This window comes from Luteibacter sp. RCC_6_2 (assembly GCF_041360655.1).
Taxonomy (GTDB): domain Bacteria; phylum Pseudomonadota; class Gammaproteobacteria; order Xanthomonadales; family Rhodanobacteraceae; genus Luteibacter.
Genome location: NZ_JBFUPQ010000015.1, coordinates 17,760 through 41,841, shown reverse-complemented (window position 1 = coordinate 41,841; position 24,082 = coordinate 17,760). Strand labels below are relative to the sequence as shown.

At 59.4% G+C, this 24,082-nt stretch carries 19 protein-coding genes and 1 pseudogene; 9 read left to right on the top strand and 11 right to left on the bottom strand.

Translation table 11 applies throughout. From position 1 onward, the window contains the following. Nucleotides 1-22 precede the first annotated feature (22 nt). The 7 genes and pseudogenes from AB6730_RS15800 (at nt 23) to AB6730_RS15770 (ending at nt 8,113) form a co-directional block, all read left to right on the top strand. Nucleotides 23-964: an NAD-dependent epimerase/dehydratase family protein gene (locus tag AB6730_RS15800; RefSeq protein WP_371024568.1), complete on the top strand. Its 942-nt coding sequence runs from the start codon at nt 23-25 to the stop codon at nt 962-964. A gap of 38 nt (nt 965-1,002) precedes the next feature. After that, nucleotides 1,003-2,199, top strand: a complete 1,197-nt coding sequence (locus tag AB6730_RS15795; RefSeq protein ID WP_371024567.1) for an acyltransferase family protein — start codon at nt 1,003-1,005, stop codon at nt 2,197-2,199. 81 nt (nt 2,200-2,280) lie between these two features. Next, a complete protein-coding gene (locus AB6730_RS15790; protein ID WP_371024566.1) occupies nt 2,281-3,123 on the top strand; it encodes a methyltransferase domain-containing protein in 843 nt (280 codons plus the stop codon). 70 nt (nt 3,124-3,193) lie between these two features. Further along, nucleotides 3,194-5,254 (top strand): hypothetical protein, encoded by a 2,061-nt coding sequence (locus AB6730_RS15785; protein WP_371024565.1) that lies wholly within the window; start codon nt 3,194-3,196, stop codon nt 5,252-5,254. A gap of 610 nt (nt 5,255-5,864) precedes the next feature. After that, nucleotides 5,865-6,392: pseudogene (locus tag AB6730_RS15780) on the top strand (integrase core domain-containing protein); the annotation flags it as partial. 258 nt (nt 6,393-6,650) lie between these two features. After that, complete coding sequence (locus AB6730_RS15775; protein ID WP_371024564.1) at nt 6,651-7,667, top strand: hypothetical protein; 1,017 nt, start codon at nt 6,651-6,653, stop codon at nt 7,665-7,667. A 248-nt stretch (nt 7,668-7,915) separates the two neighbouring features. Next, nucleotides 7,916-8,113, top strand: coding sequence for a hypothetical protein (locus tag AB6730_RS15770; protein WP_371024563.1), 198 nt, complete (start codon nt 7,916-7,918; stop codon nt 8,111-8,113). Nucleotides 8,114-8,707: 594 nt separating this feature from the next. Here the strand turns inward: AB6730_RS15770 and AB6730_RS15765 are convergent. From AB6730_RS15765 to AB6730_RS15725, 9 genes are all read right to left on the bottom strand, one after another. After that, on the bottom strand, nt 8,708-9,127 hold the full coding sequence (locus AB6730_RS15765) for a GtrA family protein (RefSeq protein ID WP_371024562.1): 420 nt from the start codon (nt 9,125-9,127) through the stop codon (nt 8,708-8,710). Further along, nucleotides 9,124-9,861: an SDR family oxidoreductase gene (locus AB6730_RS15760; protein ID WP_371024561.1), complete on the bottom strand. Its 738-nt coding sequence runs from the start codon at nt 9,859-9,861 to the stop codon at nt 9,124-9,126. Before AB6730_RS15760 ends, AB6730_RS15765 begins: the two co-directional genes overlap by 4 nt. Before the next feature lie 2 nt (nt 9,862-9,863). Continuing rightward, on the bottom strand, nt 9,864-11,168 hold the full coding sequence (locus tag AB6730_RS15755) for an FAD-dependent oxidoreductase (RefSeq protein ID WP_371024560.1): 1,305 nt from the start codon (nt 11,166-11,168) through the stop codon (nt 9,864-9,866). Further along, on the bottom strand, nt 11,168-12,619 hold the full coding sequence (locus tag AB6730_RS15750) for a UbiA family prenyltransferase (protein ID WP_371024619.1): 1,452 nt from the start codon (nt 12,617-12,619) through the stop codon (nt 11,168-11,170). Before AB6730_RS15750 ends, AB6730_RS15755 begins: the two co-directional genes overlap by 1 nt. A gap of 110 nt (nt 12,620-12,729) precedes the next feature. Then, a complete protein-coding gene (locus tag AB6730_RS15745) occupies nt 12,730-13,671 on the bottom strand; it encodes an electron transfer flavoprotein subunit alpha/FixB family protein (protein ID WP_371024559.1) in 942 nt (313 codons plus the stop codon). 22 nt (nt 13,672-13,693) lie between these two features. Further along, nucleotides 13,694-14,440, bottom strand: a complete 747-nt coding sequence (locus AB6730_RS15740) for an EtfB protein (RefSeq protein ID WP_371024558.1) — start codon at nt 14,438-14,440, stop codon at nt 13,694-13,696. A gap of 139 nt (nt 14,441-14,579) precedes the next feature. After that, nucleotides 14,580-16,361, bottom strand: a complete 1,782-nt coding sequence (locus AB6730_RS15735) for a glycoside hydrolase family 99-like domain-containing protein (protein ID WP_371024557.1) — start codon at nt 16,359-16,361, stop codon at nt 14,580-14,582. A 249-nt stretch (nt 16,362-16,610) separates the two neighbouring features. Then, nucleotides 16,611-18,482 (bottom strand): glycosyltransferase, encoded by a 1,872-nt coding sequence (locus tag AB6730_RS15730; protein WP_371024556.1) that lies wholly within the window; start codon nt 18,480-18,482, stop codon nt 16,611-16,613. Nucleotides 18,483-18,699: 217 nt separating this feature from the next. Next, the gene (locus AB6730_RS15725) at nt 18,700-20,307 is read right to left on the bottom strand and encodes an electron transfer flavoprotein-ubiquinone oxidoreductase (protein WP_371024555.1); all 1,608 of its coding nucleotides are present in this window, start codon (nt 20,305-20,307) and stop codon (nt 18,700-18,702) included. Between the two features lie 144 nt (nt 20,308-20,451). Here AB6730_RS15725 and AB6730_RS15720 point away from each other — a divergent pair, with 144 nt between their 5' ends. After that, entirely contained in the window at nt 20,452-21,852 is a 1,401-nt protein-coding gene (locus AB6730_RS15720; protein ID WP_371024554.1) for an amidase, read from the top strand. Next, the gene (locus AB6730_RS15715) at nt 21,801-22,448 is read left to right on the top strand and encodes an alpha-ketoglutarate-dependent dioxygenase AlkB (protein ID WP_371024553.1); all 648 of its coding nucleotides are present in this window, start codon (nt 21,801-21,803) and stop codon (nt 22,446-22,448) included. Before AB6730_RS15720 ends, AB6730_RS15715 begins: the two co-directional genes overlap by 52 nt. 91 nt (nt 22,449-22,539) lie before the next feature. On the opposite strand, the gene AB6730_RS15710 is transcribed toward AB6730_RS15715, so the two are convergent. Both AB6730_RS15710 and AB6730_RS15705 read right to left on the bottom strand, forming a co-directional pair. Further along, on the bottom strand, nt 22,540-23,145 hold the full coding sequence (locus tag AB6730_RS15710; RefSeq protein ID WP_371024552.1) for an ABC-type transport auxiliary lipoprotein family protein: 606 nt from the start codon (nt 23,143-23,145) through the stop codon (nt 22,540-22,542). Further along, a complete protein-coding gene (locus AB6730_RS15705; RefSeq protein WP_371024551.1) occupies nt 23,142-24,080 on the bottom strand; it encodes an MlaD family protein in 939 nt (312 codons plus the stop codon). Before AB6730_RS15705 ends, AB6730_RS15710 begins: the two co-directional genes overlap by 4 nt. Nucleotides 24,081-24,082: the final 2 nt, after the last annotated feature.

Here is a 24,082-nt window from a genome sequence, read left to right as displayed (position 1 = left end):
GTTGTTACTAAGAGGGACGGGCGTGAAGGTATTGGTGATTGGTGGCAACGGATTTATAGGATCTCGGCTCGCTATGAGGCTCCGGGCCGAGGGTGATGCCGTCCGTGTTGTCGATGTTGGCCTTCCCCGTGCCGACATCGATTGGCGCGGAGTCAACTATCAGCAGGTCTCGTTGGCGGATAGGAAGGGGGTCGCCCAGGCACTGGTTGGTGTTGACGCGGTTTTCCATTGCGCCAGCAGCACGGTCCCGAGTACCTCTAATCTCGACCCAATTCGAGATATCGAGCAGAACCTCGTGGGCGCTGTGCACCTCCTCGAGGCCATGCGCGAGTCCGACGTCCGCCGGATCGTATATCTATCGTCTGGTGGAACGGTCTATGGGCATCCGACAGTCGTTCCCGTACCAGAAGGTCACGACCTCCGGCCCATCTCGTCCTACGGAGTGATCAAGGTAGCCATCGAAAAGTACCTCCTTATGTACCAGGCTCTCCACGGGATCGAGCCTGTGATCCTTCGTCCCTCCAATCCATATGGCCCTGGACAGTTGCCGACGGGACTGCAGGGGCTTATCGCGTCGTTCCTGGGCAGAGTCGCGGCAGGCAACGTGTTGCCCATATGGGGTGACGGAGAGGTCGTTCGTGACTATCTCTACATCGATGACCTCATCGATATGCTCGTAGTCGCGGCACGCCACACATCGACAGGCATATTCAATGTAGGCAGCGGGCAAGGCCATTCGGTCAATGATATCGTCGACGTGATTGCCGCGGTGACCGAACGCCAATTTGATGTGGTGCGGATGGAGTCGCGAAGCTTCGACGTACGCCGCGTCGTCCTTGACATTTCACGAGCCAATGAGGTCTTTGGGTGGCGCCCGCGGACAGAACTGCCTGAAGGCGTGGCACGTGCCTGGGCGTGGATAAACGAGCATTCGTTAGGGCTGTCTGCCAATCCTCACACTTAGTGGTATTGGGACGCCTGAACGTCAATAAGGGGAAATGTATGAGCGCGGTCCTCCCGGTATCGCTGTTAGAGACCAACGTCGCCCGATCAGAGACTAGGACAAGTGCGCGCCTCGACTTCCTGGACGCTCTCCGGGGGATCGCAGCGGCATACGTGCTGCTTTACCACATGATCCTCTTGCCTTCGCCAAATCTCGTTGCGCCGCGATGGTTCGCCGTCTTCGCCGGGAATGGCGGATCTGGTGTCACCCTTTTCTTCGTCGTTAGTACGTTTTCATTGTTTTACACAATGCCAGCGCGCCTGCGCGAGCCAACACCGCGATTCAGCTTCTATCTGCACCGCCTCTTCCGTATTGCTCCATTGTTCTACGCGCTGATCCTACTGACCATGCTGCGTGACCGAATTCTTTTCGGGGTGACGCATTCGCTTCCTGAGATCGCGGGAATGGTCACGTTTGTGTACAACCTAATCCCCGGTCGTCAGGAAAGCTTTGTCTGGGCTGGTTGGACAATTGGCGTGGAAATGCTCTTCTATGCAGCCTTTCCGTTTATCTATGCGCGAGTCAGGAATATTTACGATGCCGTTGTATTTTTCCTTGTTTCGCTCCTTGCCTGGTACATCTTCAGTATGTTTCTTTCCTATATGCCGCTCGATGAACCGGAGAAGGCATCGATAACACAGTGGTTCGTTCTGCGTCATCTTCCGATATTCGCTGTTGGTGGCATATGCTTCTTCGCGTTGCGCGGCCATCTGCGCAACGATTCGCCGGCGGCCGCCCACAAGCACGTCGGAGTGATGTTGGTCGTCATAGCCATTTTCCTATATTACGCATTGCTGAGCGGTTGGCTGCCGAACATTTTTGGCGCGGGCTACTACTGGCAAGGTATTGTCTATGCATTCGCGGTGTGTGGGCTATGTCTATGGCCTTGGCGCGTACTGGTAAACCGAGCGACCAGGTATCTCGGGAAGATCAGCTATTCGGTTTACCTGCTTCACCCGACAATCGTATATGTCATGAGTCCCTTGTATCGGCGGATCTATGAGGTTGTGCCCACTGCGAGCCTTGCTCTCCTGGTGTGCTTTTCTTTGACGCTGTTCCTCGTCGCCATGGCATCCACTGTGACATACCGTCTGATTGAGGAGCCCTTTATCAGTTTCGGTCGCCGACTGTATGCTCGGATTAAAGAAAAACGCGCCGCAGCCGATCCCGCACTTGATAATCGTGGCGTCATGTGACATCAGCCAAGCATTTTTACCATGTGGTGGTTACATTCGAGTTTTCTGGTTAATAGGTCCACCTGACGCAATGGAGATGGCATGAACCGTGACAATGCGAAGTGGTTTAATGTAGTTTTGGCAAGCCAGCATCAAGATGGCCTTACATCGCCTTTGGGCGATCCGCTTCCTCGCTTCCCGTCGGAGTCGATGCAGCGTAATACAACCGGGCTCGCCGGGGATGATGCCCTGCGGCAGGCATTCGCCTTTTACGAAGATATTATCGAAGGCATTCGTAGCACCCAGAACGCCGTTACTTCTGAATGGCAGGTCATGGACTTCGGCATTGGTTGGGCAAGAGTGGCACGTCTTTTCCTCGGAGTTGTCCCTGCGCGTAACATTCATGGTATCGATGTCGACCCTGAGTTCATCGAATTGACGCGATCCCTCTTTCCTGGCGGCAATTTCAGGGTATGCGAGCCGTTTCCTCAGACTCACTTCGATGAGAACTCGCTCGATCTCGTTACTGCCTATTCGGTATTCTCGCACTTGTCCGAGGCGTCGTGTGTCGCTTGGATTGGTGAGTTCAGTCGCATCCTGAAGCCTGGTGGGTACGTCGCCTTTACAACGCGGGATCCTAGCTTCTTTGCCTATCTGGAATGGGCACGCAATCAGGGAGATAACATCTCCGGCTATACTAAGGCACTGGGCGAACTATTTGCCGATCTTGGCGATGCAAGAGCCCGTTATGACCGGGGCGAATTTGTTCACGCCACCTCACAGGGGGTCAGTGGCGGCGGCGTACGCAACGAAACCTTCTATGGCGAAAGTTTCATTCCGGCAGCTTATGTAGAGCGTCAATTTGGCGACGATTTTGAGGTTGTCGCCGGGAAATTCGATGGCCAGCGATACGATCAACGCTTTTTCCTTCTACGAAAGAAGTGATGCTGTGGATAAGACCCTCTTACATTGTCGGGTGAATAATTCCTCCCTTCTGCGGATTCGAATATAAGACATGTTTCAGAACAGATCGATAGCATCGTTTCTCACGCTTCTGGCGATCGTTATTCTTGCGTGGGGGTATTTTCGCTTCAACGGCGGTTATGCAGTCGATGATTCCTACATTACCTTTCGCTATGCGCTGAATGTGCTGCATGGTGATGGTGTGTCGTTCAACGTGGGCGAGCGATATTACGGATCGACAGCGACCGGTTACGCAGTGATCCTTGCACTGCTTGCTTGGACCGCACAACTTTTTTCCTGGTCCGCGGCGACAATTCCCGTGATATCGACCGCTCTCTCGGCAATCGCGGTAGGTATGATCTGCTTTTCGACGTTCTATGCCTCTACGTGCGGGGGGAGCCGTGGCCGTGTCGCGCAGTGCGTGGCATGGATTGCTTTCAGTGCGCTCGTCTTTATTTCGCCACTGGCTAGCTCAGTATCTGCACACGAGACCTACTTTTATGTGGGCCTTCTTGCGGTGGCTGCATGTCTAGCATTTGCCTGCGATTCGCTCGTTCTGGCGGCTTGCGTCCTCGTTGTAGCAACGACGGTTCGTCCTGATTCAATGCTTTTTGCGCTGATCCTGTTTTTTTCGCAGCTTCTTTATGCCGGAAGGCTTGGGCGTCCTCGATGGCAGGATTATCGAACCTTGGGTATTGCTTTGGTGGTATACCTCATTGGTTTCATGCTCTGGATCGGCTGGACAAGGTATTACTATGGCACCTTCTTTCCAGGCACGATGGATGCCAAAAAAGCCCAAGTACAGTTAGGGTACTGGCCCCTCTTCAACTTCCATAATTTCGCCAAGACAATGACCGGCCTCTTCCACGGCGGTTATTGGCGCGCGATCGTATATGCTGCGGTACTTTTACACCTTGTCCGCATCCGTTTCTCACGTGCGTTCCCCTACATCGTCCTGCCGATATCACCATCGTATCGTTACGGTCTCGTGTGGACTGTGTTCGGCATCGGCCTTTTTTCCGCGTATTCTGTTTTTACTGTCACCCTCTGGGACTGGTATGTCGTGCCCATTGGCTTGGCTTTCGTTATCGCTTTCGCCACGTCGACGCACTCGATATTAGTCGAATCGCGCTGGCGCGATTTCGCCTATCGGCCCAGCCGCGCCAGTGTCGCAGCCGTCGTCCTCATGGCGGTGATAGTCGTCGTGGTAGTGGGTGGATGGACGAAGGTCAGGTCGACGGCGGCCACGTTTATTACGTCGCACCACGTGAATGCCCACCTAACTAGCTATGACGCGATCGCGCAGTACCTGGAGGCCGAGAATCCCGGTGGAACGTCCATTGCGATAGCGGAACCAGGTACCTTTGCCTACAAGCTTGGTGAGAAATTTAAAGTCTATGACGTTCTAGGACTAGCTAGTCCTGGCGTCGCGAAGGCGCTGCGTGTTGGCAATCTCGATTACCCGATGAATCGCTGGCATCCGAAATACGTGGTTCTGACTTGGGAGGGACGATTTAATCCTCCTGACCGTCCTCGATTTTTCGAACAGTACGAGTTGATCGGAGTATTTGAGGATCCCTATTGGACGGCGACGATTAAGCGGGGCGCCTATCTGTTCCGTCGCCTTGACGATTCGCAGGTATCGGCTGATGCCACCGGTGCCCGTCGGCCCGAATTCCCAAAGGCGTTGACTTACGGATTTGAGACAACGAAACCTTGGAACGCGATTGCCGATCGATCGATCGAATGTAAATTCGAGGCTGTCAACGACAAACCAATCATGCGGGAAGCAACATGGGACTCGACCATCGGAGAGCCGTTGACGATTTCAGGGTGGGCTGTTGGACCTGACAGGCGTCCACTGGGTGATATTTTCGTTGTGTTCACGGGCGACGACGGATCGTCTGCTAGGTATGCACGTGCGATGCTCAGGCGCGACCGCGCTGACCTTGGTGTGGCTCTATCGCAGCGGGATACGCGCTTCTCGGCGGGATTTGTACTGAATCTCGTGCCGGGGGTTCTTCCCGCGGGATCCTATAAGGTAGGGCTCGAGGGTCGGACGATAGGGCAGGCATCGGCGTGCGAAGCCAATTTCCGGCTTCGCGCACTATAAGCCAAGCGGGTATCGAGATTCTCGCGCAACGATGTCACTGCACGATGCCCGAATTTGCTTGGGCCAAGTCTAATAGCTGACTATAGACCTATAATGACGGGTGAAAGGCATGTCGTTGTGGTGGCCCTGTATTGAGGCTCGCCGCGACTTCGTCGAGTTGACTCTGGCTATAGCCTGACAGGCTGGAGCCCTTGGACATTACTGGCGCAAGAGAGACCATTGGTGTTTTCGTTGCTACTGCGCTGCCATGGGCTGTGGGGATCGGCGAAGTGGACCTGCGCGGCGGCGCGTAGGGTCGTCGCAATGTGGTAACTCATTTCTTTGCCTTGGTCGTAGGTCTAGGCTTGCGCAGTGCTTCAGGGATGCGCTCCGACGCGTAGCCGGAGTTCACCAGCGCATCAGCCGCGCTTGCACTGTTCATCTTGGTCAGCACCGCGAATCCGCTGGGGTGCCCCATCAGCGTACCCACCGAGAGCCAATTACTGGCACCTTGATAAAGTCGCCTTTCCAACAGCACCTAGGATCAGCCGGTCTTCGACCTTCGGCGGTGCGCACGTGAATGCTCCGTTGGAAAAGTAACACCTGAGCAGGATTCCAGCGGGGCATTACGGTCGAGCGCTTGTATCGGAAAGTGAAATTGCAGGTGCGTCGACACAAGCGAAAGAAATTGCCCCTGGCCGACTGGCATCCACTGGTCAGGCCTGCAACGGCAAACGAAGTGTGGTCCATCGACTTCGTCTTTGATCGGACCGTCGAAGGATGCGTCATCAAATCCTTGACCATCGTCGACCACGCAAGTCACAAGGCTGTGGCCGTTGAAGTGGAGCGCGCCATCTCGGGTTGGTGTAGCACGCGTCATGGGCCGCATGGCAGTTACGCGCCGATTATCCGTAGCGACAACGGGAAAGAGTTCTGCGGCAAAGTCATGGTCACGTGGGCGGACACACACTCGGCGTGCAACTATGCCTGATCGAGCTCGGTAGCCGGACCAAGAACGCTTACGTCGAATCCGTCGGCGGACGCCTGCGAGGACAAATGCTTCAATGAACGCTGGTTTCTCAGTCTTCTGCATGCCCACATGGAGATCGAAAGCTGGCATCGCGAACACAACGAGAAGCGAACGAAGAAAGTGCTGGGTGACTGACGCCCGCCTATGCGAAACAGCTACAGCAATCCCGAACGCCAGATCAAACCTCTACTGCAGGCGGGGGACGTCGGCTCGGCTAAGCGTGCCTAAAGACGCGAAGACCATTCACGAAGAACGTTGGCCAAACCTACAAACCTAACGTGTAAGGTTTTTCCTACATGGCCGCAGGACAAGCCCTACAGACTTGCAACCGGAGGGCTTGCGAAACTCCGCGAGCCCAGCAAGGGGCACTCAAAACAGGGACCACCAATGATCGGAAAGATGAAAGCGCTGGCTCTAGCCGCAGCCGTGCTGTGCGGCCTCGCCTCGATGTCAGCCTCAGCGGAATGGCTGACGGCTGGTCAAACTCTTAATGCTGACCAAAGCTTGACCAGCCACGACGGTCGGTACACCGCCATCATGCAGGGGGACGGCAACTTCGTTGTGTACCGAAACTCAGATGGGGTTGCCATCTGGAATACCGGCACAAGCGGCTCGGGTGCAAACCGCATTGTCATGCAGACCGATGGCAACCTAGTAATCTACACGCCAGATGGCCGCGCTGTCTGGAACACCGGCACTTGGCAAAGCGGCTCGCAGGCGAACCAGTTCACGGTCGACGACGATGGGACTGCGGTGGTCGTCGCCTACGCCCCTGTTTGGTCAACCAGCACCGCCACACCTGGTAGCGCTCCCGGATTGCAGGTTGAATTCAAGTACGGGGACAGCTTTACGCAGGGGCAGGCTTACAACGCTGGCAATGGTTATCAGTGGATTTTTCAGACCGATGGAAACCTCGTCCTGTACCACAACGGCGTGGTGACCTGGGCATCCAATTCTGGGGCGGCACAGTACGCAAGGTTCGACGGGAACCTGGTCACGTGGAAAAACGGTACATACTCTTACGTAAGCCCGATGACGCAAATCCCTTCGAACCTAGTTTACCAGAATGGAAGTCTCACCCTGAACGCCGACGCTAGCCACTTCGTCGTTCAAAGTGACGGCAATGCTGTGATCTATCGTGCTTTCCGTATTTGGGGATCGACTCCGGGCACGCCAGCTACCTCAAGTGGCACATCGGCCACAATCCTCATCTTTAAAACATGGGGTGGAACATCCACGGCGGAGCAAGCGATCAACAATGCAGTAGCGTCGGCCAATCTCGAATGCCAGACCTACTATAAGAAAGGCGCACCTGTTGGCCTGCCAATTAGCCAGGTGACGTTCGACACCCACTTCTCGCAGTACACCGCCAACGTGGAAGTGCGGTGCCAGTATGTGAAATAGGTTCAAGTTGCCAATTAATGCGACTATCAACGTAGGACCAGATGCTCAAGGATGAGCAATGGCGCGCCGTATTGCAGTCGACGTATCCGTTCGGGACTGCGCAAAGGCGTAGCCAAAAGACACTTCGGCGCCTAGATGACCGAGTCTTTCAGGCATTGCCGTGGGATGTTTTGCCCGTAACGTCGCCGTTACAACTTATTGTTGCCTATCTAACGGCGTAGAGTCAGCTAGCGAATCCCGGAAGCAACATGTCCAATCGGAATGCTCTTGGCAGGGATTTCCTGGTCGTTCCAGCGGCGGAATACATCCGTATGTCCTCCCCGGTCAATCAATCCATCGTCATAGCCGCCTATGCACAAGAACACGGCATGCGCGCAGTCCGTAGGCATTTCGGCCGGGGGCGGGGCGGCCTGGATATTGGCCGGAGGATGCGCTACAACGATTGATCACAGGCGTGCAGTCAGGCTATGCAGACTTCAAAGTTGCCCCTGTGTACGACGTCAGTCGGTGGGGCGACTCCAGAATTTGGACGCCGCCTACTTGGAATTCCTCTGTGTCTAGGCTGGTATTAAGGCCTGTCACATCGCCGAACTATTCGACAAGGACGGTTCGCCACTGGCGATGATTCTCTAAGGCCTGCAACGCACCATGGCCGCCGCATACGGCCGCGAGCTATTTAAAAAAGTGTGCGCCGGACAATATAGGGTGACGTGCCTAGGGTTTCGGCAAGGGTGGTACTCAAGTTACGGGATGAGGCGGATGCTGATTGATGCGGGGGGCAAAAGGGCATCGTATAGTTCGGTCAGCAGAAGAGTATCTACACTGACAGGATTTTCCTCATAACTTGGCCCAGCAAACGAGGTGGTCGTTATCAGACGGATATATTTCGCGAATATATCGGTGGAAGGTTTCTACATCAGGTAGCGATCAGGCTCCCCGCTCCTGCGGAAAGGGTGTTGCATGTGGAGCTTGAGATGGCCCAGGGGGCGACGTGCGTATATTCACATCGTATCGAACAGAGCATGAGTGTGCGGCAGGTTCTAATGCAGGGAGGCTGCTTTTTTCTGTGTAAACACGAAATGCTTGTCAAGGAAATACTTGGTCGAGTAGCCAATCGTAAGGCCTAGAATGGCGCCCACGTAACGGTACGCTTCGCCAAGATAATGATCGAACAGCCATTCGGTAAGCCAGAAGACGACCGTGGTAACAATCCCCATAGCGGTGTAGAGGGCAATCGTCCGTACTTCGTGCGCAGCATCTTTGTTCGAATAAGCGAAAACCCAGGTGCGGTCCAATAGATATTTCGTACACAATCCCGCACCTGTCCCCATGACCATGGCCGCGGCCAATGACATTGGTCCGGCATAAATGGCTACACTCGCCATCTGTGCGGCGATATTGACACCCATCGAGATCAGGCAGAATAGCGTATAAGTGGCGATAAGCCGGGCATGCTTCATAACTTCACGCGCGCGAAGATGAACTCCGGAACCGCTTTAATCACCACCATAATCCACCACCAGAATCCAGGAAGATAGACGACGCTCCTGCGTCTGTCGATAGCCCAGAGAATTCCCCGGGCGATGTCTTCCGGCTTGGCCCACAGACGACCCTTTCGAAATTGTGCGGTCATAGGCGTGTCGACGAATCCGGGTTTAATGGTGACGACGGATACCCCGGTCCGGCTGAAGCGCTGGCGCATGCCACTCAGAAAGGTCGAGACGGCTGCCTTCGCGGCCCCATAGACGTAGTTACTTGCCCGGCCACGATCACCGGCTACGGAGGAAATGACGGCCAAGGTTCCGTGGCCGGTGGCGTCCATTAGGTTTGCCAGAATCGTAAGCAGGGCGAGCGTCGACGAAGCATTAGTCGCGAACTCGGTAAGCGTTCGCTCGACGGAGGCCTCGCAGGCTTGCTGATCGGGAAGGGTTCCATGCGCGACAATTACAACATCCAAGCCACCCAGTCCAGAGCAGGACTGTTCGATGACATTCTCATGGGCTGCAAGATCGTTGATGTCGAGCGGAGTATGGCCCACGTAGCCTGCACCACGGACAAGTAGATCCTCGGCGATGTCCTTTAGACGCACTTCGTTGCGTGCCACGAGGTGCATATGAGCACCTCGCGCCGCATAGAGACGAGCAGTCGCTTCGGCGATGGCGGATGTCGCGCCGATAATTAAGATTTTTTGCATGATTACTCCATGACTCGCCGCCAGAAGCTGGACGAAAAAGAAGGATCGATGAATGGCATGAAATCCTTCCAGTATGGGAAATATGTGCGAAAGTTTGCACTCGACATCCTGGCGTCCTTCGCTGGATAGACGGCTCCGCCCGCTGCGGATACGAGTGCGTCGAGCTTGTCGAGGAGCGAGAACGTCTTCGGTCCTCCATTCGCAAAATCGAGTGCCAGTGTCGTACCGGGGCGCACAAAGGACAGCATGCCTGGCGACGGAACCGAGCCAAACTGCTTGAGCACCGCCAGGAACGATCCTTGGCCTGACTGCGATATCAGCTGCAATAGATCCAAGACGACGGCTTCGGCGTCGGTGGGAGGAACCACGCATTGATACTGGAGAAAGCCTCTCGGCCCGTACATACGGTTCCAGTCTGAAATGCCATCGAGCGGGTAAAAAAATGGGAGGTAGTGTGTCGTCGCGTATGCCACCTTCCTGCGCTGCCAGTGATAGTAGAGCTGATTGAACGCGCGTAGACTGAGCCGATTGACCAGCGAAACCGGAGGGGTGAACGGTATGCCGGGACGATCTTTGGGGGGATTAGGCCGTTGGTCCGGGTGGGCCGGCGCATGATTGCTCCGACTGAATACGCCTCGTCCCAGTGATCTGCCGCGCGCGACGCAATCGATCCAGGCGACTGTGTATTCGTAATCGCTTTCCGACCGCGCTGACAGGTCAAAGAAGCTGCGCAGGTCCCCGAAACGATGGCTTTCTGTGATCATCCAAGGGCTCGCGATCCGCCGCAACTGGATCGTGGCGCGCGTGATCATTCCGGTGAGCCCAAGGCCGCCAACCGTGGCGGCGAACCAGTCGGCATTATTGGTCGGAGAACACTGCATTCGTTGCCCGTCACTGCGAAGCAATTCGAACCCGCGAACATGGTGCCCCATCGTGCCGGCACGATGATGGTTCTTGCCGTGGACATCGTTTGCGATCGCGCCGCCGACGGTTACATAGCGCGTGCCGGGAGTTACCGGGAGGAACCATCCTTGCGGCACGACTAGGTCGAGCACATCGGCGAAAAGGACCCCTGCCTCGCATTCGAGCACTCCGGTCGCGGGGTCGAACGCGATGAACCGATCCATGGATCGGGTGTGCAGGAGAATACCACCGCTATTTAAGCAGCTATCTCCATAGCTTCTGCCATTACCGCGCGGGAGCATGCTCAGATCCGCCGAAGGTAATGGTGAATGGCGGTCGGAAAACGAGACGATGCGCTGGGTGGCTCTGGGATACCGGCCCCAAGATTGTCCGCGGCCGGCCATTAGATTGCGAACACAACAACTATGGCAGCAAGAGCGGCAATGATCCTGCTGGTGTTATCCATAACCGCGAAGACCACCGGATCGTCGTGCATGACACCACGATGCGCAACAGCCCAGCTTCGGCTAATCCAGTACAAAAGCAGGGGGCAGAGCAGCCAGAGATAGTGTGGGTGACCGTACAACGAACTGCTGGCGGTGCTGTCGATGTACAGGGCCAGGACCAAGACGGCGAGATATCCGCTCGAGCTGCCCATTGACTGGATGAGGGGAATGTCATCGACATCGTATTCCCTTCCACTGGCCTTGACCTTTCCTGCCTTTTGAAGCGCAAGCAACTCGGTGTAGCGCTTGATCATGGCTAGGCTGAGGAAGATGAACATCGAGAATGCGAGCAGCCAGAACGATGCTTGGCTTTGGATGGCGGCGGCGCCCGCAAGGATGCGCGTAGTGTAGAGCGTGGCCAGAACAATGACGTCGAGCATCATGATCCGCTTCAGGTGGATAGAGTACGCGCTGGTGAGCAGATAATAGCCAAGCAGGACGATGAGGAACCCTGTGGATACGAGAATCGCGAGCGCGAAACTTGCGATCAGGAGAACGACAGCGGCGATCGGCCCGGCGATCAGTGGAAGTGTTCCTGCTGCAAACGGGCGGTGTCGCTTCCGATGGTGCTTGCGATCTGAAGGAAGGTCCAGTAGGTCGTTAGTTAAATAGACGCTCGACGCGCAAAGTCCGAAGCAGACGAAAGCGAGGGTAGTTTGCATGACAGCTTGCGGTTCAAGAATGCGATGTGCTGCAAGCAAGGGTAGGAAGATCAGGATGTTCTTCACCCATTGATGGATGCGTAACGCCTTTGCCCAAGTGAGGATGCTAACGCCTCGAAGCTCGAAGCGCTTCAGGACTGGTGTGATCTTCACGACAAGAGAGGAGAGTAATGTGCCCACCTCGACAACGATAGCTCCCCTTGCATGTTTCCAGACGTGGAGGTCGATGGCGGCGTTTCCCACGTAATCGAATCCTCGTTCGCCGAAACGGGCGATAAGTACATCTGCCTTATTTGAGCCGGCTAAGTTCCGTTCCCCCTCGCTGGCGATGACTTCATTAAAAAGGCCAACATGCTCGCTGACCTTCAGTGCTAGCGTACGATCCGAAGCTGTGCACAGGACGATGTGCCGACTGCCGTAAATTTCACGCAGCCAGTCGACGAGGAGCGCATTGTACGGAAGAGCGGATGCGTCGAGTTCTACACGACGCGCGATCTGACGCTTCAGGTGTGCCTTACCCCGCAGCAGCCATGCCAGCATGAGGAAGATCGTCAAAGGACGCCGGGCAAGAAGCGTAAGAGCAGATTCGATCAGTAGATCTGATCGAATGAGAGTGCCATCAAGATCCACGCAGAGCGGGACTGTATTTTGGCTCTCCATACCACCTGAGTGATTGAGTGTTCCCATCTCTTTATCCACGTAGTTGCTCGGCGGAGCGTTGTCGGCACACGCGCTATATATGGCACGTCGCTCGAGCAGCGGGACGATCTTTTGCAACAACCATCTCACGACCGCTGTTATCCAATGGCGTTCTCTAATTCGGGCAGGATCTTGAACAAATCTCCCACCAATCCGATGTCCGCAATCTCGAAAATCGGCGCTTCACCGTCTTTGTTGATGGCCACAATCGTGCCGGCATCTTTGATACCGGTCAGATGCTGGATGGCACCCGAAATACCGACGGCGATATACAACTCGGGCGCAATGATCTTGCCGGTCTGCCCGACTTGCATTTCGTTCGGCACATAGCCGGCGTCCACCGCGGCGCGCGAAGCACCTACGGCCGCGCCGATCTTGTCGGCGAATTTGTATATAACCTCAAAATTCTCTTTCGACCCCACCCCACGACCACCTGAGACGACCTTAGGGGCACCTTGCAGATCTGGACGGTCGCTCTTGCCCTGTTGCAGGTTCATAAAGCGGGTATGTGAGGGCAGGGCAACGTCGATACTAAGTGCTTCGACGGGCGCGGAGCCGTTGGATGCGGCGGCTGGCCACGAGGCCGTGCGAATAGTGGCTACGACCGTCGAAATCGCGTCCACTTCCACGGTGACGATGGCATTGCCCGCATAAATCGGTCGTTTGAAGCTGTGCGGACCTTCCACGGTCATTACGTCGCTGACCTGTGAGACACCGAGCAAGGCGGCCACTCGTGGTGCGAGGTCTTTGCCAAACGTGGTCGAGGGAACGAATACATGGGTATAGCTGGCGGCGGCCTTGGCGATCTGCGGCGCGAGCACGGCGGCGAGCGCATGGGCATTCTCGGCACGGGCCACGGTCAGAACCTTGCTAACGCCATCGATACTGGCGGCTTCCGCAGCCACGGCTCCAGGGGAGTCGGACAACACTATGATGTCGATGGTTTCCGGCTTGACGGCGACAGCGGCACTCACCGCGCGAGCGGTAGCGCCATTAAGCTTGCCATCGAGGTGTTCTGCGATAACGAGGATCTTGGACATATCGATTCTCCGGTCGGCTGCCTTACAGCAGGCCCTTCTGCTTGAGGACCGCGACGAGCTCGGCGGCATCCTTCACCATCACGCCCTTGGTCCGCTTCGGCGGGGCGGCATAGTGGATGGTCTTGATGTGTTCGGCAGCTTCTACGCCCAGCGAGCCCAGATCGATTACGTCGATCGGCTTGGACTTTGCTTTCATGATGTCCGGCAGCTTGATGAAGCGCGGCTCGTTAAGGCGGAGGTCCGTTGTGATGACCGCGGGGAGGTCGACCTCGATAGTTTCCAAGCCCGCATCCACCTCGCGTGTGACCGTGACCTTTCCGTCGGCGACCTCGACTTTGCTGGCAAACGTGGCTTGCGGGCGATTCCATAGGGCGGCCAACATTTGGCCGGTTTGGTTGGCATCGTCGTCTATGGCCTGCTTGCCTAGGATGACCAGGTCCGACTGTTCCTTTTCGATCAGTTTCAGAAAGGTCCTGGCAGCTGTCAGGGGTGAGATGGCATCCGCGGTCTGCACGTGAATGGCTCGGTTGGCTCCCATGGCTAGGCCGTTGCGCAGGTGAGCGGTGAGGTCTGCCGGGCCGATGCCCACGACTACTACTTCCTGGGCCACGCCCTTCTCGCGAAGGCGCAGAGCCTCCTCAAGGGCGATGTCATCAAAGGGATTCGCGGATAGCTTCACGCCGTCCGTGACAACGCCGGTGCCGTCCGGCTTGACCTGAATGCGGACGTTGTAGTCCACGACGCGCTTATAGCCGACCAGAATCTTCATTCGCGGTTCCCGTTCGTTGGAAAAAGCCGGCGGCGACACCGCAGACTCTTGAGTTGACCTCATATTCTAACGAATCTTCAAACTGGCGTTTGATGCGGTGCGAGAGCCGCAGATTGCGAGGGCCCATCGGCACGCAGACCTACCGCCGTCCGAACTCCGGCCTAGTTACAAGCTGGGCGGCCGAGACGAGGCGGAAACGGCCATGTGACGCCGCTAGAGCAACCACTCGTTCCACGGCATGGGCCATGGTGCCGTCCACCTGGCCAGCCTCCTTCGTGAATTCTGCTTCAGTCAATGGTGCATCGATTAGGGGCGCCAGCGCCGTCAGGCGGCACCAGAACATACCTCCCGACACGAACGCATCCGTCTCTGTCCTTGGTTGGGCGATGCCTGCCAAGGCGCAAAGATACTCGACATTTCTCGCGTTGGCAGCCGAACAGAAGCTTAAAGGCTGCACATGCCCTTCGGGAGCCACCACGCCGAGCGACGGGTCCGCGGTAAATGCTCTGACGATGGTTATCGCCCGCTCCGGCGTCAACAATCGATCCAGCAAACCTGAATACCGTTCCGTCCCATCCTGGCGCTGTGTTGGCCGCTTTGTATGGAGCTTCAGGACGATGTTTTCGCCTTCATCGAGCAGCCTTCCCGCAATACGTAGGAAAGGAAGAACGTCCCTTCCGCGGTCAGTCGATACGACCAACTCGGCATCCAAACCTAGACGAGTCACTTCTTTCTCGACGGCCTCCCCATGTCCGGACGGCACGGTGAGGATGGTTCGGAAGGAAAGCCCCGTCGCACGTAACGCAGAGACTATTTCTTTCAGCACATGAGGATGGCAGACATGGATCACGGCACACGGGCGTGTCTGCGTAGACATTGGAGGGTGCAGGGCCTTCCTGATGGCACCCAGCCATGCGTAACCATGACGCGTGTCTGGTTCGAGAATGGCACCTTCGGCCCACTCGTTCCAGGCATTGACGAAAACCAGCGGCGCTTCGGGGGCGCGTCGTCGCGCCGTGGCGATCGCCGATCGTGTCCATTCCTCGAGCGCGCGCGGCGTGGCGCGAACGAAACTCCTACCGCGACCACTGCGCCGGGCTTCGTTATCCCAACCGGGATTGACGCCTGGGTAAAGCCGATAGGGCGGGTCGCCCGCAGCCACGGCTGCAGCCGCCAGCTCCCGCCAATCGTAGATATGTCCGGAGAAATCCGGATTAATGAGCCGGTATTCCGCCGTGACAGGCTCCAGATTGACATTATTGGGCGGAAAAGCCACGGCCGAGTCGAAGCCGATGCTGGAGGGATCTACATTGTCGAAACTCTGTACATAGGCAAGATGGATGTCGCCGAGTCCATTCATCTGGCACCACCGACGCCAACGCTCTGCGGTGGAACGAGGGTCCGGTAGCAAGCCTGGACGATAGACGAGCAGCATCGGCTTGCCGTTGACGCGAAGGTAACGCGGATCCCGCAGATAGGCCGCAACGTACTCGATGAAGGCAAGATCGTCGTCGGCACTGTGTGCCTGCCTGATGAGCACATCATCCGCTCGCCCGTCCCAGCGCCGAGACCAGTTTTCGTTCGCCCAACAAAGGCAGATCGGTAGACCTAGCGTGGGATCGTTCAACCATTGCCGCAGGGGGCTTTCGAGTAGGGTCCGGCCTGCGAACCAGTAGAAATATGTGCAGAAGGCACCGATGCCGTACTCGCGGGCGATCTTCATCTGTTCGCGCATTACTTCCGGCAAGCGGAGATCGTAATAGCCGAGGTCGCCGGGAAGTCGCGGCTGCATATGACCTTCGAACTGCGGAAGGGCGCGCCCCACGTTTCGCCACTCGGTAAAGCCCGGTCCCCACCACGCGTCGTTCTCGGGAATCGGGTGAAATTGCGGGAGGTAGAAGGCGATGATGGTCGCTGGCATAGGCGATGGAAGCGTGCCTTCGTATCGAGGAACGAAGCCTATGCTGCGATGGCTCGAGTGGTCATGCGCACGGATGACAGCGGAAGTGGCCCGCTTTCCCGCAGGCCCTCGGGGAACGAGGTCGCCATGTCGGTCGAGGAAACGCTGGCGAAGCCGGTCGCGCAGCGCCGCCGGCATCGGTGTCATGCGGAAACCGAATCGAAGACTGCGGAACATCAGTGAGCGGAGCGATCTGTTCAAATGCATGGTTTACAGTATCGCCCGGCGCAGCGCCGCGAGGGCGGCGTCCGCAGAAAAATGTGTCCGGACATTCTCAAGAGCGTGATCGGAGAGGCTCGTCCACAGGCGTTCGTCGGCCACGAGACGTGAATAGGCGGCCGCGAACGCATTGGCATCATCGGCCACGAGCACGTCCACTCCATCGATCAGGCGCATTCCTTCGACGGCGACCTTGGTTCCGATCACTGGCAGTCCGTGGCTCATGGCCATATTGACCTTACCTTTTACGCCAGCACCGAAACGCAAGGGTGCTATGGACGCCAGCGTCGAGTTCATGAGCGGGGTTAGATCGGATACCCGGCCAAGCACGTCCAGGCCAGCCTCGATCAAAGCCCTTCGCTCGTTGTCCGGCACATCGCCGGCCACGAAGATCCTGGCCTCCGGGTGCGAGCGACGCAGTGCTGGCAAGATGTCTGAGGCCATCCAACGCATGGCGTCGGCGTTGGGCGGATGGCCATGGCCTCCGATGAAGAGCAGGTCGCGTCGATCCGTGAATCCGGCCTTGCGTCCGTAGACCTCGTGGATATTCGAGAGGAGATCGACACGCGCGTTCGGTAGCAGGCGGCCCAGCATGCCGCGTTCGAATTCGCTCACGACGAAGGTGGTATCCGCACGCATGATGAGGCCGAGCTCCTGGCGTCGCGTAGTTTCGGCCTGCCGTGCCAGTGCGCCGTTGCCGCTGCGTTCCGCCGCGCGCTCTTCGCGTAGGAAGTGCAGGTCTACGGTGTCGAAGATCAGCCGAGCCGAAGGCGCGTGACGGCGAACGAGACGTTCGTACTGGTCCGCCACGGTATGCCGGCAGAGGATCACTGCGTGCAGGTCGCCACCCTGTGCAATCAGCCAAGTAGGCAGGCGGCCTACCCACGGTTTCGCCAGCACCTCCACACCCAGCGCACCCAGGCAACGAATGGCGTCGTCCTCCGCATGGCCGTCGTCCGGCGCAAACAGGACATGCCACCCGTCGTCCGCGAGCAGCCGCATCATGGCAGTCAGGCGAAGCGAGCCGGAGTCGCGTGACGCATCCGGGGTGACTGTATCAACTACGAGTATCTTTCCGCGGTGACGTGCACAATCCACGACGGCAAGGGCGGTGTCCGGCGCAGGCTGCTTGCGGAGCGCATCCTTCCACTTCTCCGCGAACTTCGCCTGGTTGATCGCTTGGAACCGCTTCATGCCGCTGTCTGCATCACCGGCGGAACTGATACCTTCGGCATGAATCACCATGCTGTCTGGCACATACCAGACCGAACGGCCGGCAGCACGGACGGCAAATGCCAAGTCTGCATCTTCGTAGTATCCGGGCGCGAATCGAGTATCGAAGCCACCGAGAGCGACGAACAAGTCTCGCGGTATCGCCAGCGAAGCGCCAGAGACGTAATCCACCTTGCGTGCGTACCGCAGTGTGGGATTTTTGCGCGATGCGAACCTGCCGATGTTCCAGGCGGAAGCATCCGCAAATATCCAGGCGCCCGCTTCTTGCAGACGGCCATCCGGATAGACGAGTTGACTACCGGCTATTCCCGCGTCCGAATGACGCTCGAAGCAACGCAGCAGTCCCTCCGTCCAGCCGGGGGTCACCTGCGTATCGTTGTTGAGGAAGATCAGGTATTGCCCTTGAGCCGCCGCGGCTCCTTCATTACAACTCCCGACAAAGCCGACGTTCCGTTCATTGACGATCAGTCGCAGTCCGGGCACCTCGGCGAGGGTGGGCGCAGTGTTATCGCGGGATGCATCGTCGACTACGATGACCTCGAAAGGATCTGTCGGCGGGTAAGCCGCGATGGAACGCAGACAAGCCAGGGTGTACTCGATCTTACCGTAGACGGGAATGACGACGGTCACGCGAGGCGTCCTCGACGTGGGTAGCGTGAACTGCGCGAACGCCGTTTCTAACGGCAGCATGCTCAGGGAGTCGTCCACATCCGGCCGGCGGGCCAGATCCTGCACTATTCGCCCAAGCGTCCCGCGCCAGCCACGCAGTGCGATGCTGGCCCGTACACGCCTGGCGATCGTCAGAAGACGTCTGTACCGCCAAGAAAGAGAAGTCGACACGTCTCGCTCAAAGATTCTGATAATTAGGCCCAGACCCGCCCTCAGGCGTCACCCAGGTGATGATCTGATAAGGGTCCTTGATATCGCACGTCTTGCAATGCACGCAATTGGCCGCGTTGATCTGCAAACGCCGCCCCGCCTCATCCTGCACGATCTCGTACACCCCCGCCGGGCAGAACCGCTGGCAAGGATTCCCATACTCGGTGGTACACCGCTCGATACAGATCGAGGTATCGGCCACCTTCAGGTGCACCGGCTGGTCCTCGTCATGCTCCGTCGCGGCGAAATACACGCTCGCGAGCCGGTCGCGCGGGGCCAGCGTCCGGTCGACATAATCCGTCTTCGGCGCTTCGTACTTGCCGAGCTTGCCCAGGGCCGACCAGTCCGCATGGTTCTTCAGCGTCCAGGGCGAACGCCCGCCGGTCACCGTCTCCCATGCCGCATTGATCAACCCCCACCACAACCCCTTGTTGAAGCCAGGCCGGATGTTGCGCACCTTCTTCAGTTCATCGAGGACGGCGGAGCCGCGCAGCTTCGCATCCCAACCAACCGGCGACAGCTGCGACGCGACGAGATGTTCGGCGGCGAGCATGCCCGAGGCGATGGCCTGGTGGGTGCCCTTGATCTTCGGCACGTTGACCAGGCCGGCGGAGTCGCCGATCAGGATCGCGCCAGGCATCTCGACCTTCGGCAGCGATTGCGCGCCACCTTCGATGATGGCGCGCGCGCCCGCCGAGACGATGCTGCCGCCCTCGAGCAGGCCCTTCACGTTGGGGTGGTGCTTGAACTGCTGGAACGCCTCGAAGGGCGAGAAGTTCGGATCGGGGTAGTCCAGGCCGACCACAAAGCCGACCGCCACCCGGTCGTTGTCCATGTGGTACAGGAAGCTGCCGCCATAGGTGTCGCTGGCCAGCGGCCAACCGACGGTATGCACCACCTTGCCCGGCTCGCCGCGGCCGGGTGGCAGCTGCCAGAGTTCCTTGATGCCGATGCCGTAGGTCTGCGGATCGCTGTTGGCATCGAGGTCGAATTTCTTGATCAGCGTCTTGCTGATATGGCCTCGGCAGCCTTCGGCCAGGACGGTCACCTTGGCCCGGATGTCGATGCCCTCCGTGTAGCCGGGCTTGTGGCTGCCGTCGCGCGCGACGCCCATGTCGCCGATACGCACGCCGTTCACCGCGCCGCTTTCGTCGAACAGGGCCTCGGCCGCGGCGTAGCCGGGAAATACATCCACGCCCAGGGCCTCGGCCTGTGGCGCCAGCCAGGCGCACAGCGCGCCAAGACTCACGATGAAGTTGCCGTGGTTGTTCATCTGCGGCGGCGTCATCGGCGCCTTGATGCCGGAGGCGTGGTCGCGCAGGAACCAGAACTCGTCCTTGGCCACCGGCACGCAGACCGGCGGCGGGTTCTTGCGCCAGTCGGGCAGGAGGCGGTCGAGCGGGGCCGGTTCGATGACGGCGCCGGAGAGGATCTGGGCGCCGATCGTCGAGGCCTTCTCGATCACGCAGACCGACACCTCGGGATTGAGTTGTTTCGTACGAATGGCGAACGCCAGGCCCGCCGGGCCGGCCCCGACGACGACGAGGTCGTATTCCATGGTTTCGCGTTCGCTCATGGCTGGCTCACTCAACGGCTGGCTGCGGGATCAACCCGGCATTGTCCGGTTTCGCCGGGAGCGGGGCAAATCGGCGTTTCAAACATAGGGTTGCACGATCTTCACATGGCACGTTCATAATCGTCCCACGCGCAAGGAGATTTCATGAATACGATGCCGCCGGTCGCCGATGTCGACATGCGACGCGCCACACTGCTGCAGATCCTGCATTGGCTGGCCATTGGACGGGTCCAGCCACAGGCCCTTTCCGACGTTTACCAGGACGCCATCGAGCGCCTGAACCCCCGGCTCAACGCCTTCGCCGACTACAGCGTCTCCCTGATCCAGGAACAAGCCCTGGCGGCGGACAGGCGGCGTCGCGACGGTGTCATCGGCCGTCTCGACGGGATGCCGATCGCCATCAAGGACAATTTCGACGTCGCCGGCGTGCCTACAAGGGCAGGCATGCGGCGGCGCACCGTCGTTCCCGAGGAAGACGCCCACATCGTGGCGCGGCTGCGCGCATCGGGGGCCGTGCTGGTGGGCAAGACCAACATGGACGAAGGCGCCCTGGGCCTGACCACGAACAACCCCTTCCATGGCGCGACGCACAATCCGCATCGCCATGGCTACACCGCGGGTGGATCGTCGGGCGGTGCCGCGGCGGCCGTTGCCGCAGGACTCGCCGTGGCGGCGATCGGCTCGGACACACTCGGTTCGATCCGCGTGCCCGCGAGCTACTGCGGTGTCTATGCGCTGAAGCCCACGCATGGCGAAATCTCCACCCGCGGCCTGGTACCGGCGGCCCGCCGCCTCGACGCGGTGGGCCTGCTGGCGCGCGGCGTGGACGACCTCACGGTGCTCTTGCAGACGCTGGCCGGGTACGACGCCGATGACGCGCGCTCCCGCCGGCGACGCGTCGCCTTTTCACCGCCGGATTGGGAGCCGGGCAATCTCCGCGCGGGTTTCTTGCCGGATCTGGCGGCGGTCGGCGTGGAACAGGACGTCATCGACGTGTTCAACGACGCCCTGTCGAAGCTGAAGGGCGAGCTGGGCGAACGCCGGACGGTCGATTTCTCCGACTGGGACTTCGCCCGGACCCGCCGCGCCGGTCTCCTGCTGATGGAGGCGGAAATGCTCAATACCTTTGCGACCGAACTGGCCGACGAGGCCTATCCGGTATCGAATGGCTTCCGCGACATGGTCGGTTTCGCCGCGAGGAAGTCCGCGGCCGACTACGTGGCGGCCGACCTCGTGCTCGACGCGGCCACGCTGAAGATGCGCCGCCTGTTCGCCCAGGTCGACGTATTGGTGCTGCCCACGACGCCACAGGGCGCGTTCCCGCTCGATGGGCCAGTGCCGTCCTCGCAGGCCGACCTGTGCAGCTTCGCCAGCCTCGCTGGTTGCCCGGCGGTGAGCATTCCCATGGGCACGTTGGCCAACGGCATGCCGATCGGCCTCCAGTTGGTCGGCGCGCGCGGCTCGGATCTCCGCCTGCTCGAACTGGCCGGCGTATGTGCGTCCTCGCTGGACGCCGAGCCGGCCTATCCGGTCGAGCCGGCCTGAACTCCGGCTGGCATCGCATCGAGCTACCCGGCGCGGACGTCACGTTCGCGCCGGCATGGCTGGGCCGCGAAGAGGCCGATGCCTTGCTCGCGCGGCTGCTCGACGACTTGCCCTGGGAAGTGCATCGCATCCGCATGTTTGGCCGGGTGGTCGATTCGCCTCGGCTGAGCGCCTGGATCGGCGACGAGGACGCCACGTACCGCTATTCGGGCACGCGTTTCGTACCGCACCCTTGGACGCCAGTGTTGGCGAGGCTGCGCGAGCGCGTCGCCGAGGCCTGCGGCGGCCGCTTCAACAGCGTCCTCGCGAACCTGTATCGCGATGGCGGTGATCGCATGGGCTGGCACAGCGACGATGAGCCGGAGTTGGGCCCGGAGCCGTTGATCGCTTCGTTGAGTCTGGGTGCCGAGAGGACGTTCCGCTTCCGGGCGAAGGCGGGCGGCGAGCCGGTGGCGATCGGTCTGCCGCATGGCAGCCTGCTGCGGATGGGAGGGGGCACGCAGCGTTTGTACAAGCATGAGTTGCCGGTGCGGAGGCGTGTCGCGGGGCCGCGGGTCAACCTTACGTTTCGGTGTATTGGAGAGCTTCGCCGCTGAAGCGGCTCCCACAAGAGCATCGCCGGCTAGCCGGCGATGCTCTTTGCCTCGGTGGGAGCCGACCCTGTCGGCGATGCTCTTATGCGACAACCTACTTCCCCGGCACCGCCTGCAACGTCCACCCCACCACATCCGCCGATACCTTATCCATCGCCCGTCCGAACGCCTCGACCACCCGCGGCACCTCCTTCCCATCGACCGGCTCGTGCACCTCGAAGCGACGGCTGCCCACGATCTGATGCTTGCGCGTGCTCGCGAGCACCGCGTCGTAGCGGATCACCACTTCCGGTTTGCCACCGACGTACTCGGTCTGGAAGGCCGCCAGTCCGCCGCCCAGCTCGTAGTCGGCCGCGAGGTTGCTGTCGTCCGTGCTGATCGCGGCGACGCGTCCGGTATCGCGGAAGGCGTCGGCCAGGCGTTCGCGGACGAGGTGCGGCGAGGTATCCGCCCAGCGGGCGCCGCCGTACACGGTGATCGTGTTCGACTCCGGCACCACCGCGATGCGCGAGTTGTCCAGTGCGCGCGGCGCGTTCGGCGCCGCGATGCGCAGCGCCCAGCCCACCGGTGCCGGCGAGGCGGGGCGAGCGCCGGGCGCGGCCGGCAGCGTATAGATATGCGGCGTCTCCGCCTTGGGCAGGATCGAGCACGCCGTCAGTAGCGCGAGAACCAGCGGAGCGGCGAGGCGGGCACGGCTCATGGGGTGAACTCCTTGGTCTTTTCGCGGCCGAACAGATAGCCGCTGGGATTCTCGTCGAGGCGGCGCGTGATGGAACGCAGCGAGCCCAGTGTGTCGCGCAGTTCGCGCAACGCGGGCGCGAGTTCGCCCAGGCTGGCGGCGCCGCCGTTGATCGCATCGCTGTTGTCGTTGAGCAGGCGGTCGACCGACGCCATGGAATGTTCCAGCGAGGCCATCGCGCGCTGTGCGCTTTCCAGCGTCGCCTTGCCCTGGCCGTCGATGAGGCCGTTCGCGTTGTGCACCAGGGTACGGCTCTCGGCCAGCGTGTCGTTGGCCTGCTGGGTCGCCAGGGCCAGTTGCTTGATGAGGGAGCGGATATCCTCGCGCTCGTCCGCGATCACGCCCGTGGTCTTGTCCAGGTGATCGAGGGTGTTCTCGATCCGGTGCACGTTTTCCTTGGACAACAATTCGCTGGCCCGCGCGGCGGCCTGGTTGATATTGGTGATGAGGTCCTCGCCGTTGGCCAGCAGGCGCGCGAAGGGCGAGGGATCGGCGATGATCACCGGCACCTCCCCATCGTGGCCCACCAGCAGCGGGCTGCCTGGCGATCCGCCGGAAAGCTGGATGATCGCGACGCCGGTCACTCCGGTCAGGGCGAGCTTGGCGTGGGTGTCCTTGCGCAACGGCGTATCGCCTTCGACGCGGACACGCGCCAGCACGCGGCGTGGATCTTCCGGATCGAGGCGCAATTGCATGACGTCGCCGAGGCGGATGCCGTTGTATTGCACCGCGCCTCCCTTGGAGAGGCCGGTCACCGCCTCGTTGAAGACGATGTCGTAGTAATTCCATTCCTGGTCCGAATGCGCCTTCGCCAGCCACACGCCGAAACCGAGGCCGAGAAAGACGACGAGGACGGTGAACAGTCCTATCAAGACATGATGGGCGCGGGTTTCCATGG